General features: G+C 65.2%; 13 protein-coding genes. 9 read left to right on the top strand and 4 right to left on the bottom strand.

The window, feature by feature from the left end; all coding sequences use genetic code 11:
• Positions 1–8: 8 nt before the first annotated feature.
• Both BLS41_RS29955 and BLS41_RS29950 read right to left on the bottom strand, forming a co-directional pair.
• The gene (locus BLS41_RS29955; RefSeq protein ID WP_074771345.1) at positions 9–428 is read right to left on the bottom strand and encodes a c-type cytochrome; all 420 of its coding nucleotides are present in this window, start codon (positions 426–428) and stop codon (positions 9–11) included.
• A 187-nt stretch (positions 429–615) separates the two neighbouring features.
• Entirely contained in the window at positions 616–2,418 is a 1,803-nt protein-coding gene (locus BLS41_RS29950; RefSeq protein ID WP_253189888.1) for a methanol/ethanol family PQQ-dependent dehydrogenase, read from the bottom strand.
• A gap of 491 nt (positions 2,419–2,909) precedes the next feature.
• Between BLS41_RS29950 and BLS41_RS29945 the strand changes: the two genes are divergently transcribed.
• Entirely contained in the window at positions 2,910–3,308 is a 399-nt protein-coding gene (locus tag BLS41_RS29945) for a 4a-hydroxytetrahydrobiopterin dehydratase (protein WP_074771343.1), read from the top strand.
• On the opposite strand, the gene BLS41_RS29940 is transcribed toward BLS41_RS29945, so the two are convergent.
• A complete protein-coding gene (locus BLS41_RS29940; RefSeq protein WP_074771342.1) occupies positions 3,271–3,594 on the bottom strand; it encodes a hypothetical protein in 324 nt (107 codons plus the stop codon). The two genes, BLS41_RS29945 and BLS41_RS29940, sit on opposite strands and share 38 nt — an antisense overlap.
• Before the next feature lie 47 nt (positions 3,595–3,641).
• Here BLS41_RS29940 and BLS41_RS29935 point away from each other — a divergent pair, with 47 nt between their 5' ends.
• The 8 genes from BLS41_RS29935 (at position 3,642) to BLS41_RS29900 (ending at position 11,181) form a co-directional block, all read left to right on the top strand.
• A complete protein-coding gene (locus BLS41_RS29935; RefSeq protein ID WP_074771341.1) occupies positions 3,642–4,667 on the top strand; it encodes a beta-ribofuranosylaminobenzene 5'-phosphate synthase family protein in 1,026 nt (341 codons plus the stop codon).
• 198 nt (positions 4,668–4,865) lie between these two features.
• Entirely contained in the window at positions 4,866–5,792 is a 927-nt protein-coding gene (locus tag BLS41_RS29930) for an NAD(P)-dependent methylenetetrahydromethanopterin dehydrogenase (protein WP_074771340.1), read from the top strand.
• Positions 5,793–5,795: 3 nt separating this feature from the next.
• Positions 5,796–7,028 (top strand): ATP-grasp domain-containing protein, encoded by a 1,233-nt coding sequence (locus tag BLS41_RS29925; protein ID WP_074771339.1) that lies wholly within the window; start codon positions 5,796–5,798, stop codon positions 7,026–7,028.
• Positions 7,003–8,031, top strand: a complete 1,029-nt coding sequence (mch, locus tag BLS41_RS29920; protein ID WP_074771338.1) for a methenyltetrahydromethanopterin cyclohydrolase — start codon at positions 7,003–7,005, stop codon at positions 8,029–8,031. The genes BLS41_RS29925 and mch overlap by 26 nt, the downstream gene beginning before the upstream one ends.
• Positions 8,028–9,074 (top strand): ATP-grasp domain-containing protein, encoded by a 1,047-nt coding sequence (locus tag BLS41_RS29915; RefSeq protein WP_083380155.1) that lies wholly within the window; start codon positions 8,028–8,030, stop codon positions 9,072–9,074. Before mch ends, BLS41_RS29915 begins: the two co-directional genes overlap by 4 nt.
• A complete protein-coding gene (locus tag BLS41_RS29910) occupies positions 9,067–9,987 on the top strand; it encodes a triphosphoribosyl-dephospho-CoA synthase (RefSeq protein ID WP_074773077.1) in 921 nt (306 codons plus the stop codon). Before BLS41_RS29915 ends, BLS41_RS29910 begins: the two co-directional genes overlap by 8 nt.
• Positions 9,988–10,113: 126 nt before the next feature.
• Entirely contained in the window at positions 10,114–10,623 is a 510-nt protein-coding gene (fae, locus tag BLS41_RS29905; protein ID WP_074771337.1) for a formaldehyde-activating enzyme, read from the top strand.
• A 147-nt stretch (positions 10,624–10,770) separates the two neighbouring features.
• The gene (locus tag BLS41_RS29900; protein WP_074771336.1) at positions 10,771–11,181 is read left to right on the top strand and encodes a hypothetical protein; all 411 of its coding nucleotides are present in this window, start codon (positions 10,771–10,773) and stop codon (positions 11,179–11,181) included.
• Between the two features lie 151 nt (positions 11,182–11,332).
• Here BLS41_RS29900 and BLS41_RS29895 read toward each other — a convergent pair whose 3' ends face one another.
• A complete protein-coding gene (locus BLS41_RS29895) occupies positions 11,333–11,827 on the bottom strand; it encodes a dihydroneopterin aldolase (RefSeq protein ID WP_074771335.1) in 495 nt (164 codons plus the stop codon).
• Positions 11,828–11,874: the final 47 nt, after the last annotated feature.

The raw sequence follows: 11,874 nt of genomic DNA, 5'->3' as shown, positions 1-11,874 counted from the left end.
GCCGGCTTTTATTTGGAATCGATGGCCTGCAGATCGCCCGGCTTGATCTGTCCGTCTGAGCGTCCTTTCAGGTACGCGTAGAGGTTCTCCCAGTTCTTCTGCATCATCTGGCTCGTGCTGAAGTCGGGCATGCCTTTGGCCACCCGTCCGCCGAACACCGTGCGATGGAATTCATCCTTGTCGAGCGTCTTGAACGCGTCGATCAGCGAGGGTCCAACCATGCCCTGCTGCTGCGCGCCATGGCAACGTTCGCACGCGAGCGCACGCCATGTCTTCCACCCCTGCAGTGTGTCGGTGTCGACCTTGCTGCCGTCGACCACCTTGTACGCGACCTGCGCGATCGACGGATTGGTTTGCGCGTACCCGACGGGCAGCAGGAGGAGTGCCGCGGGCAGTGTCACCAGCAACAGGAATGATCGGCCTTTCATGCACATGTCTCCTTCAAGATAAGCGGCGCCCCGCTGCGTTCGACCGACGCATCGGCACAGATTCGAATAGGGGCGCGCTCAGAATGATGCTTCGATTCGTATGGAAACCGAAGCGTCTGCCGGTGTGCTGCTTGCAACTCATGCACCGGCAGCCGTTCGGATCCCCCTGGTGGTTTGCGCGACTCGTTCAGCTCTTTTCGCTCGGAATCGCGAACACGAAGAGCGTGCCGCCGAGCGCGGTGTACTTCGCGAGTTCACGATAACCGCCGACCGCGCCCAGACCTTCAGTCGACTTTTCGAGTCCCGCTGCCATGCCGATGCCGGCCCAGCCGCCAATGCCCGAATACACGCCGACATACTGCTTGCCCTGATACTCGTACGTGAAGACGTTGCCGATGATTCCGGACGGCGTCTTGAAGCGCCACAGTTCCTTGCCGTCCCTGATGCGCACGGCCTTCAGATAGCCTTCGAGCGTGCCGTAGAACGCGACGCCGCCAGCCGTGGCAAGCACGCCCGACCACACCGAGAACTTCTCCGGCTTCGAGTAGACGATCTTGCCCTTGCTCGCATCCCACGCGATGAAGTTGCCCATCGCGTTGTTCTCGTTCGGGCCCGGATACATCGACAGCGTGGCGCCGACATACGGCTGTCCCGACACGTAGTCGACTTCGAAAGGCTCGTAGTCCATGCAGACATGGTTCGTCGGCACGAGGAACAGGTTCGAGTTCGGATCGAACGCAGCCGGCTGCTGGTCTTTCGAACCGAGCGCTGCCGGGCAGATGTTCTTCACGTTGTGATCCGAGCCTGCCGCCTGGGTCGAGTACGCCGCGTTGCGGATCGGCAAACCGCTCTTCAGATCGACGCGGTCGGCCCAGTTCACCGCCGGGTCGTACTTCTGCGCGACCAGCAGCTGTCCGGTTTCACGATTGAGCGTGTAGCCGAAACCGTTGCGATCGAAGTGGACGATCGAAGGCACCTTTTTGCCGTCGATGTTCAGATCGGAAAGGATCATTTCGTTGACGCCGTCATAATCCCATTCGTCGTGCGGCGTCATCTGGTAGACCCAGCGTGCCGTGCCGGTATTCAGGTCGCGCGCGAAGATCGACATCGACCATTTGTTGTCGCCCGGACGTTGCGACGGGTTCCATGTACCCGGATTGCCAGTACCGTAGTAGATCAGGTTGAGCTTCGGGTCCCACGCATACCAGCCCCACGTGGTGCCGCCGCCCAGCTTCCACTGATCCCCCTTCCACGACTTGAGCGACGAATCCGCGCCAACCGGCACCATCTGCCCGTCGACATACGTCATGGTCTTTTGCGGATCGATCAGCATTTCGTTGTCGGGACCGGTGCTGTAGGCAGTCCAGGCCGGCTTGCCGGTCTTGATGTCATAAGCGATCAAGCGCCCGCGCACGCCGAATTCGCCACCGGAAATCCCGGTCAGCACCTTGTCGCCGAAAACGTGCGGCGCATTGGTGTTGGTTTCGCCTGCCTTCGGATTACCGTTTTGCGCGGTCCATACCACGTCGCCCGTCTTCGCGTTCAGCGCGACGAGTTTGGTGTCGGCCTGTTGCAGGAAGATCTTGCCGTCGCCGTAAGCGAGGCCGCGATTCACGGTGTCGCAGCACATCACGGAGACGACCTGGTCATCCTGTTTGGGCAGGTATTGCCAGAGGAACGTCTGGTCCTTCAGGTTGATTGCAATGACCTTGTTGGGAAAGGGTGAATGGATATACATCGTGTCGCCGATCACGAGCGGCGCGCCTTCATGGCCGCGCAGCACACCGGTCGACATGGTCCATGCGACCTGCAGCTTGCCGACGTTGTTCTCGTTGATCTGCTTGAGCGGGCTGTAGCGGTGATTCGCATAATCGCCCGCCTGGGCCGCCCAGTTAGATGGATTTTTCATCAGGCTGTCGAGCTGCGGATCGGCCTGAGCGACGATAGAGCTAAAGGCTGCCGATGCGAGGATCGCGAGCCCAAGAACCATGTTGCGTAAGTTCATGTCTCCTCCAGAATTGTCCTGCTGTTCAACTCACGAATGACCCACGCTACCTCGCATGCATCGTGCGCGCCTTCTCGAGTGCAGGTAACGATCAACGCGCTGTCCCGATTCGATGTCGGGCTCCGCGGCGCATGAACGGCGAACGCATATTCCATGCCGATTGAAGTGCTCGCCACATGTCTCGCGGTTCGTCGCGTTCGCCGGGGACGCGCGCCGTATCGCCAGCGCGGCGCGAGCCGTGCGCGCGAGGCGCCGCTGCGTCGCACGCTGTGCCACGCGCGAGCCGATTGCGCCACCCGGCGCGACACATACTGTGTCATGCGGGTGAAACGAAGCGTGTCCTTTGCGAGGCACGAGTCGAAGCACCAGGCGACCCGCGAATCGATGCGCAACGCAAGGCAGGACGCAACGCGACTGGCTCGCCACTTGCATCGCGATGAAGTTCGGCGGCAACGCCCGCTTCCGAGGAGAACATCATGGCAAACACGGAACATGTCTATTCCGACGACGAGGTGCGCGCGCGCCTCACGGGTGCGCTGCAGCACTGGTATCTCGAAGACGGCTGGCTGCGGCGCAAGTACCGCACCGAGGGCTGGAAGGGAACGCTGATGGTGGTCAATACCGTGGGCCATCTCGCGGAGGCTGCCTGGCATCACCCGGATCTGACGGTGTCGTATGCGTTCGTCACCGTGAAGCTCAAGACGCATAGCGCAAAAGGCATCACGGACAAGGATTTTGCGCTCGCCGGGATGATGGAATCGGTGATCCAGTGGCAGCCCGGACGCGAGGACGGCCCGCTGGAAGGCACACCCTCCGACGATCAGCGCTTTCGCTATATCAAGTACGACGCAGCGAAATCCGCGCAGGGCGAATGAGCGGTGCTGCGCGGTGGTGCGGATCGACGGTGCTGTCCAGCAGCAGCCTGGCTGGGTCTCTGACGCCGGCGATGAAACAACGTGTGACACAGTGCGCCTCCCGCGTCACACAGCGTGTACGCATCCGCGGCAGAAAATCGCGACGCAAGCGGGCTTGCGCCTGGTATGGCTTCTGCTTGATCTCGCCCGGCGCGTTGCCGCAGCGGGCCGCGCCGCCGCCATAGGTGATGACATGCGTGATGACATGCGCAGGAACGCGCGCCGTGTCGGCATTTTTCCGGCCCAACCCAGTCCGGCCAAACCCTGTTCAGCGCACCCACAAGGACACTTGCGATGCCGCTTCAGTTTCGCCGCGTTCCGCCCCACACGGCCATCACGATCGACGCCCCCGCGCGCCTGCATCTGGGATTTCTCGATCCGAACGCATCGCTCGGACGCGCTTTCGGCAGCCTCGGCCTCGCGATCGACGCGCACGGCACTCGCGTCGAAGCACGCCTTGCCGAACATCAGCAGATCAACGGTGCAATCGGCGACGCCGAGCGCGAACGGATCGCACACTGTCTCGCGCAACTGCAGGCCGCCTACGGCCCGGCGACGCTCGCGATCGACGTGCGCCACGCGCCTCGCGCACACACCGGCCTCGGCTCCGGCACTCAACTGGCGCTGGCAGTCGGCACCGCGTTCACGCAACTCGTCGGCCAGCCGGCCAGCACGGTGGAGATCGCCTCGCTGCTTGGGCGCGGCGCGCGCTCGGGGATCGGCATTCTTGGCTTCGAGTCGGGCGGATTGCTGCTCGACGGCGGCCCGGCCAGCGGGCTGCATCGCGGCGTTCCGCCGTTGCTCGCGCGTCAGCCGTTTCCGGACGAGTGGCGCGTGCTGCTGGTCAGCGATCATTCGCGCGAAGGCTTGCACGGCGTCGAAGAGCGCCGCGCGCTCGCGTCGCTTGCGCCGTTTCCACAGAGCCTCGCCGCGCACCTGTGCCATCTGGTGCTAATGCAGATTCTGCCCGGCGTCGCCGAGCGCAACTTCGCGCCGTTCGCGCTCGCGCTGACCGGGATGCAGCAGACCATCGGTGAATACTTCGCCAGCGCGCAAGGCGGCGTGTTTGCGAGCCCCGAAGTCGAGTTGGTGTTGCGCGCGGTCGCGGCCGAGCGCATGGCCGGAATCGGCCAGACATCGTGGGGACCGACGGGTTTCGCAATTCTCGCGAGCACGCACGATGCCAATGGCGCACTTGCCACTGCCCGGCACATCGCGCGTGCGTTGCCGCATATCGAATGCACGGTCGTCGCCGGCAGAAACAGCGGCGCGGCGATACGCAACAGCGCTGCGCACACGCGACGGATCGACGCTGCATGAGGCACCGCGCGCAGGGAGACGAGGCCGCTGATGTCGCTGCTGCAATCAAGGCGGCGGAAAGCGCAGTTTGCGGCCCAACCGGGACGCCGGTCGCGCAGCCCGTCCCGGAGACGAGGTACAAGCGCCGACCCTACGCGCCCCGCCAGGCCGCCACCCCGGCCGCGACATTGTCACTGAAACCGAAACGAGCCTGAGCCCATGTCCGAAACCATTGAAAGACCGTACATCCTGCACATGTTCACGGCCACGCCGCAGATGAGTCCGTTCGACGTCAACATGGCCGCCGACGCGGGCTATCAGGTGATCGTGCCGTATTGCAACGTGCAGCCCGGCATGGTCGCGAATCTGACGCAGGACGCAATTTTCTCGCGCGGTCCGAAAGGCGTGTCACGCACCGGCATCTTCATCGGCGGGCGCGACGTGATGCAGGCCGCCGACATGCTCGACAGCGCGCGTCAGGCGATGGTGCCGCCGTTCGAGGTCTCCGTATTCGCCGATCCGAGCGGCTCGTACACGACGGCGGCGGCCGCCGTCGCGCTGGTCGAACGGCACCTGGGCAAACAGTTCGGCATGGAACTCGGCGGCAGACGCGTGCTGATTCTCGGCGGCACCGGCGCGGTCGGACGCGTGGCGGCGGCCATGGCCGCCTCGCGCGGCGCCGACGTGACGATCGCGAGCCATCACGATCAGGCGCGCGCGCTCGGTGTGTCGGCGGAGATCGACCAGCGCTTCGGGATCGTCACGAAAGGCATCGGCGTGACCACGCCCGAGGCGTTGCGCGGTGCACTGGCCGACGCCGAGATCGTGCTCGCGACCGCGATCGCGGGCGTTCAGGTGATGTCCTCCGCCGACCTCGGGTTCGCGAAACGCCTACTGATCGCCGCGGACGTCAACGCTGTTCCGCCGGAAGGCATTGCCGGCGTCAACGTGATGAACGACGGCAAGCCGATCGAAGGCCTGCCGGATGCGGGCGCGGTCGGCATCGGCGCGCTCGCGATCGGCAACGTCAAATACCAGGTCGAGCACCGGCTCTTCATGCGCATGCGCACCGGCGGCAAACCCGTCTACCTGGGCTTTCCACAGGCGTTCGACGAAGCCCGCACGGTCGCGGCCGGCCTCGGCTGAGCCGTGCAAACCTCCCTTCTCCAACCGTCCGCCCACGCGCCTTTTGTCGCGGTCGCCGGGCTGTCCGCGCGCCAGCTGGCGCAGTCGGCGGCGCGCGCCGGGCTGCGGGTTGCCGCGTTCGATCTGTTCGGCGATTGCGATACGCGTGAGGTCGTCGATGTATGGAGCCATATCGGCACGCTCGACGACAACCCGCTCGCCATCGATCCCGAGCGGCTCGCACTCGCACTGACTCGCGTCGCGCGGCTGCCGCGCTTCATTGGCTGGATCGGCGGCGGCGGACTCGAGCCGCTGCTCGCGCAACTGCACGCCACGCCGGGTTTGCCGCGCTTCATCGGCAACTGCGCCGAAGCGAGCGCAGCGGTGCGCGAGCCGGCGCGTTTTTTTGCGCTGCTCGACGAATTGCGCATTGCGCACCCGACGGTGTCGTTCGAGCGGCCGGCGTCGACGCAAGGCTGGCTGTACAAGCGCGCGGACGGCTGCGGCGGCACGCACATCCGCTGGCTGACGGCGCCCGGCGCGCAGAGCACGTCGGCTCACGGCTATTTTCAGCGGCTCGCGAGCGGCCGGTCGCTGTCGACGCTGTTCGTGAGCGCGCAAGGCCGCGCGCACCTGATTGGCTTTGCCGAGCAGTTGACGGTCACAATCGGCGAGCTGCCGTTCGTGCACGCCGGATCGATCGGTCCGATCGATCTGCCGGCGCCTGTCGTTGCGCGTGTGCAGGACGCGCTCGACGCGCTATGCGCGCGCACCGGACTGAGCGGGCTGAACAGCTGCGACTTTCTGCTCGACGGCGACGGCTTGGCCGTGCTCGAAATCAACCCCCGCCCTTCATCGACGATGGGGCTCTACGAAACCGTGTCGCCCGATGCGTGGCCGCGCGGGCTGCTCGCGTGCCACCTCGACGCCTGCCGCTTCGGCCGCCCGCCGCCGTTCGCCAGCGTCGCGCTCGGCCGCCATCCACGCTGGCGAGCCGGACAGCACGTGCTGTTCGCGACGCGGCCGTTCACCGTGTCGGACGCGTTCAGCCATGCCTGTCTGCGCGATCCGCGCTGTTGCGACATACCGATGCCCGGCACCCGCATCGAAGCGGGACAACCGGTCTGCACGCTGCTCGTGCGCGCGGCCACTGTCGACGCCGTGCGGCGAGCACTCGACGCGCAGCGCGCGCTGGTTCTGCAACGAATCGAAACCTGCGAAGAATTCCATCATGTCTGCCTCCGATCTCACGTCTGATCTCCCCGCATCCTCCGCCGCGCCCAGCGTCAACGCGCTCAGCGAGCGACTCGTCGATCGACTGACCGGGGACGCGGCGCGCCTCGGCGTCGCACTCACGACGACAGCAGCGGGCACCGTGATCGCCGACGCGGGTGTGGCCGCTCGCGGCAGCATCGACGCGGGCGTGCTAATCGCGCGCATCTGCATGGGCGGACTCGGCCACGTCGCGGTGCGTTCTAATCTGGACGCGACACCGCTGTGGCCGACGATGATCGATGTGCGTACGTCGTCGCCGGTGCTGGCCTGCCTCGGCAGTCAATACGCGGGCTGGAGCCTCGCCGCGACGAAGGAGCAGACAGGCGGCAAGAAGTTTTTTTCTCTCGGCTCCGGACCGGCGCGCGCGCTCGCGCTCAAGGAACCCCTGTTCGCCGAACTCGGCTATCGCGACCGTCACAAGCGCGGCGTGCTGGTGCTCGAAGTGGACCGCTTGCCGCCGCAGGTCGTCATCGACAAGGTGCTGCACGATTGCGGCCTCGCGCCCGACGGCCTCACGCTGATCGTCACGCCGACACAGTCTGTCGCGGGAACGGTACAGGTGGTGGCGCGTGTCGTTGAAGTTGCGCTGCACAAGACCCATGTGCTTGGCGTGCCGCTCGACGAAGTGGTCGAAGGTTCGGGGTCCGCGCCGCTGCCGCCGCCCGCTCCCGACGGCATTCAGGCGATGGGCCGCACCAACGACGCGATTCTGTACGGCGGGCGCGTTCACCTGAGCGTCAGGAGCGACGAAGTCGCACGACGCCTTGCCATCGAATTGCCGGCGTCGAATTCGCGCGACTACGGACGGCCGTTCGCCGATATCTTCACGGCGTTCAACTACGACTTCTACCAGATCGACCCGGCACTCTTCGCGCCCGCCGAAGTGTGGGTCAGCAGCCTCGAAAGCGGCGCGACCTATCACGGCGGCCAGCTCGACGGCGCGCTGTTGCAGGCTCAATGGGGCGGCCGGCCCATCGCGCCATGACACATACGCCGGCGGGCACGCGCATCGCGATCATGACCGACGAAACCGGCTGGCACACGGGCCGCCTGAAAAAAGCGTTTCGCGCACGCGGTGTCGACGCGCGCTGCGTCGATCTCGCGGATTGCCGCATCGATACGACATGGCAACCGCACGGACTCGTTGTGCCCGGCTTCGGACGCACGCTGCCGGATGCCGTGTTCGTGCGCGGCATCGCGGGCGGCACCTTCGAGCAGGTGACGCTGCGTCTGGGCATTCTGCATGCGCTGCGCGAATCCGGCGTGCCGGTCTACAACGACGCGCGTGCGATCGAGCGCAGCGTCGACAAATCGATGACGAGCTTCCTGCTGCACCGCGCGGGCGTGCCGACGCCGGCTACGTGGGCCGCCGAATCGACCGCGTTCGCACAACGCGTATTGATGCGCGAGGCGGCGGCCGGCCGTCAGGTCGTGCTCAAGCCGCTATTCGGCTCGCAGGGACAGGGGCTCAGACGACTCGGCGCGCGCCGTGGCGGACTCTCAGCGTTACCGGCGCTCACGCGTTATCAGCAGGTGGCTTATCTGCAGCGTTATGTGGCGGGCGGGCGACCGGGATTCGACTGGCGCGTGCTGGTGATCGGCGATCGCGCGGTCGCGGCGATGCGGCGCGTCGGCGGCAAAGGCTGGATTCATAACTTCGCGCAGGGCGCGGTGTGCGAGCCCGTTGCGCTCGACGGTCCCGACGAATTCGCGGCGCCTCTCGCGCAAATCGCCGTACGGGCAGCCGCCGCGCTCGGTCTCGACTACGCGGGTGTCGACCTGATTCCCAATCCCGACGACCCCGCCCGCCCGTTCGTGCTCGAAGTGAACGGCGTGGCCGCGTGGCGTGGCCTGCAATCGGTCACATCGCTGGATATCGCGGCGGCGCTCGTCGACGATCTGCTCGTGCGCAAACTCGCCTCCCGCGCCTCTTTTGACTCGCAACCCTGTCAGGCCTCCTGCCCTGCCGACGACACGGCGAGCGTCGGCACAGCGCCGCTCGCCGCCGTGAGTGCGCGTCGTGCGTGACAGCGCGGCACTTCCATCCGCTGTCGTTCGCGCGGCTTTCGTGGACGCCTGCACGCTCGACGTCGTCACGCCGAAACCGGGCAATGTCAGCATGCAAAGCCCCGGTCACGGGATGCGCGCGGAGCAGTTTCTCGCCAGCGCCGAGGCCTCGGCGGATGCGCTGTTCGTACCCGGAGCGCCGGTCGGACAACGCATTCTCGATGCGGTCAGCCGCACACGCGACACGGTCGGCTGCAATACGAATCTGGGCATCGTGCTGCTCGTCGCGCCGCTCGCCGCCGCGCTCGAACACTGCGTCGCCCCGCTGTCGGTGCCAACGTGGCGGGCGTCGGCGGAGCACGTACTCGCGGCCCTCGACCTCGACGATGCGCGGCTCGCGTATCGCGCGATCGCGCTCGCGAACCCCGGCGGCCTCGGCGACGCTCCCGAACAGCCGGTGCAGGCCGCGCCGAGCGTCGGTCTGCGCGACGCGATGCGGCTTGCGAGCGAGCGCGACAGCATCGCCCGTCAGTATGCAAACGGTTTCGCCGATATCTTCGAAACGGGACTCACGGCCTATCTCACGGAACGGGCGCGGCATGAACCCGATGTCCGTCACGCTGCCGAAGCCGCGATGCTCAGTGTTTTTCTCGCGGTACTCGCCCGCTGGCCCGACTCACACATTGTGCGCAAGCACGGCGAAGCGCTGGCGCAGAGTGTCACGCTTGCGGCACGCGAGCACGAAGCGCGCTGGCGCGACGCACCGCATCGGGCGGGAAGCGCGCTCGCAACGGCGCAGCTCGACGCGTGGGATGCCGATCTCAAGCGCCGCGCGATCAACCCCGGCACCAGCGCGGATCTCGCGGTAGCGACGCTGTTCGTCGCGGGCTGCATCGAGCGCGCCGGCAACGACGAATCGCATCGACGTGCATAACGCACTGGCACGGAACATGTTAGTTAGTACCGCCGTGCATCCGGTACGTCGCTGTGCAATGCAGGTTCGGGACACATGCACCGGCAGCCAATCAGCAGGTCCGTAACCACTCATCGGAGGAACAGAATGGCCAAGATCAACCGCGTCATGATCGGAGAGTCGCTTGTCGGCGACGGCAACGAGGTCGCGCACATCGACTTGCTGATCGGACCGCGAGGTTCTGCCGCGGAAACCGCGTTCTGCAATGCGCTCACGAACAACAAGGATGGCTTTACGTCGCTGCTCGCCGTGGTTGCGCCCAATCTGCTCACCAAGCCGAACACGATCCTGTTCAACAAGGTGACGATCAAGGGTGCGAAGCAGGCTGTGCAGATGTTCGGCCCCGCTCAGCACGCAGTGGCCCTCGCGGTCGCCGACAGCGTCGAGGACGGCACGATTCCGCAGGACGAAGCCGACGATCTGTTCCTGTGCGTCGGCGTGTTCATCCACTGGCAGGCGGATGACGACAAGAAGATCCAGCAGTTCAACTATCAGGCAACCCGTGAAGCGATAAAACGTGCGGTAAACGGCGAACCGAACGCCGCGGAAGTGGTCGCGAAGAAAGGCACGGTCGCGCACCCGTTCGCACCGAATTGACGACACGCAAGCGGAGGATGTGGCTTCGCTTGCGCGGCCGCGTCCTCTGTTTCCGGTAAACCGTTTTCGCTGTTTGTGCGCACCGTCACCGCAAAGTCAGCGCGCAACGTTCGTGACGCAGGTTCAATGCTCCAGCAGAGGCATGAGATGACCACCAGATGTCGCCCGCTGTTCGTAATCGCCTGCTTCGCGCTGGCAGCCCCGCTCGCATGGGCGGAAGGCGATGCGCCCAGCGCGCCCGCTCCGGCCGGCGGCTATAACTATCCTACCCAGGGCCGCGTGGAGTACGTGCTGACCTGCATGGACGACAACGGCCACGATTTCGCCAACGTCTACAAGTGCTCGTGCGTGATCGACAAGATGGCTGCGGCACTCCCCTACGACGATTTCGTCGCACAGTCGACCTTTTCCAAATACGCGACGCTCGGCGGCGAGGGCGGCAATGAATTCCGCGTCGATCATGCAAAGGCGCAGACGAAGAAATTCCGCGCGCTGCAAACTACCGCTTACCAGGCCTGCGGTCTCGGTCCGCAAAAAACGCCGACCGCTGCGAAGTAAGTAGTCGATACGTGCGGATGCAGATCGGATGGACTTCCTATGTACTTCCGAGCTATTTCCGAGTTACGTCAATACGTGCACGTGAAAATGCATGCCGCGACGCAACGCCGGAAATGTGTGCGGCGTCGCGTCGTGCTTCGTTCAGCGTCGTTCAGTTCGGCACCAGCCCTTTTCCTAACGACGCATAGCTGACAACACCGGTATGGCTCGCGCCAAGGTCGTCGCGACGCCGTTCGATCTGCACGCCAACGGCATCCACGTCGTCGAATTTTGCGGGCTTCGCGAGCGAAACGCGGACCCAGTGCGCACCGAAATCGTCGATCAGCAATCGCGCGACCGTTTCGGCGAGCGCTTCGAGCAACTGTACGCGGTGCGTTGCGAACAGCGCGAGCACGGCTTCCCGCACCGCAGCGTAATTGATCGTGTCGGCAATCTGGTCGGTCGTGCACGCACGGATCGACGGCACGCCGATCGCGAGATTCAGGCGAACCGGCTGCGGTACATCCAGTTCGCTCGCGTCGATACCGATGATGGTCTGGCCCGTGAAATTTTCGATGAAGACGATGTCCATGCACCCGGGCAGCGCGCCGGGGTCGGCGTGGCTGCGAGAAAAGGCCGCAAGGCGGACGGTATCGATACGATCCATGGTGTGGGTTCTCCGCCGCGCCGCGGCCCGGACTAAAAATGATTTAA

Origin of the sequence: Paraburkholderia fungorum (assembly GCF_900099835.1) — a bacterium.
In the GTDB taxonomy this organism is placed as follows: Bacteria; Pseudomonadota; Gammaproteobacteria; order Burkholderiales; family Burkholderiaceae; genus Paraburkholderia; species Paraburkholderia fungorum_A.
This window is presented reverse-complemented; position numbering and strand designations above follow the sequence as displayed.

Coding starts and splice junctions, on each gene's coding strand:
- BLS41_RS29945 (WP_074771343.1), top strand. CDS start 2,910: ATGGCAAACACGGAACATGTCTATTCCGACGACGAGGTGCGCGCGCGC.
- BLS41_RS29915 (WP_083380155.1), top strand. CDS start 8,028: ATGACACATACGCCGGCGGGCACGCGCATCGCGATCATGACCGACGAA.
- BLS41_RS29895 (WP_074771335.1), bottom strand. CDS start 11,827: ATGGATCGTATCGATACCGTCCGCCTTGCGGCCTTTTCTCGCAGCCAC.
- BLS41_RS29935 (WP_074771341.1), top strand. CDS start 3,642: ATGCCGCTTCAGTTTCGCCGCGTTCCGCCCCACACGGCCATCACGATC.
- mch (WP_074771338.1), top strand. CDS start 7,003: ATGTCTGCCTCCGATCTCACGTCTGATCTCCCCGCATCCTCCGCCGCG.
- BLS41_RS29930 (WP_074771340.1), top strand. CDS start 4,866: ATGTCCGAAACCATTGAAAGACCGTACATCCTGCACATGTTCACGGCC.
- BLS41_RS29950 (WP_253189888.1), bottom strand. CDS start 2,418: ATGGTTCTTGGGCTCGCGATCCTCGCATCGGCAGCCTTTAGCTCTATC.
- BLS41_RS29900 (WP_074771336.1), top strand. CDS start 10,771: ATGACCACCAGATGTCGCCCGCTGTTCGTAATCGCCTGCTTCGCGCTG.
- fae (WP_074771337.1), top strand. CDS start 10,114: ATGGCCAAGATCAACCGCGTCATGATCGGAGAGTCGCTTGTCGGCGAC.
- BLS41_RS29955 (WP_074771345.1), bottom strand. CDS start 428: ATGAAAGGCCGATCATTCCTGTTGCTGGTGACACTGCCCGCGGCACTC.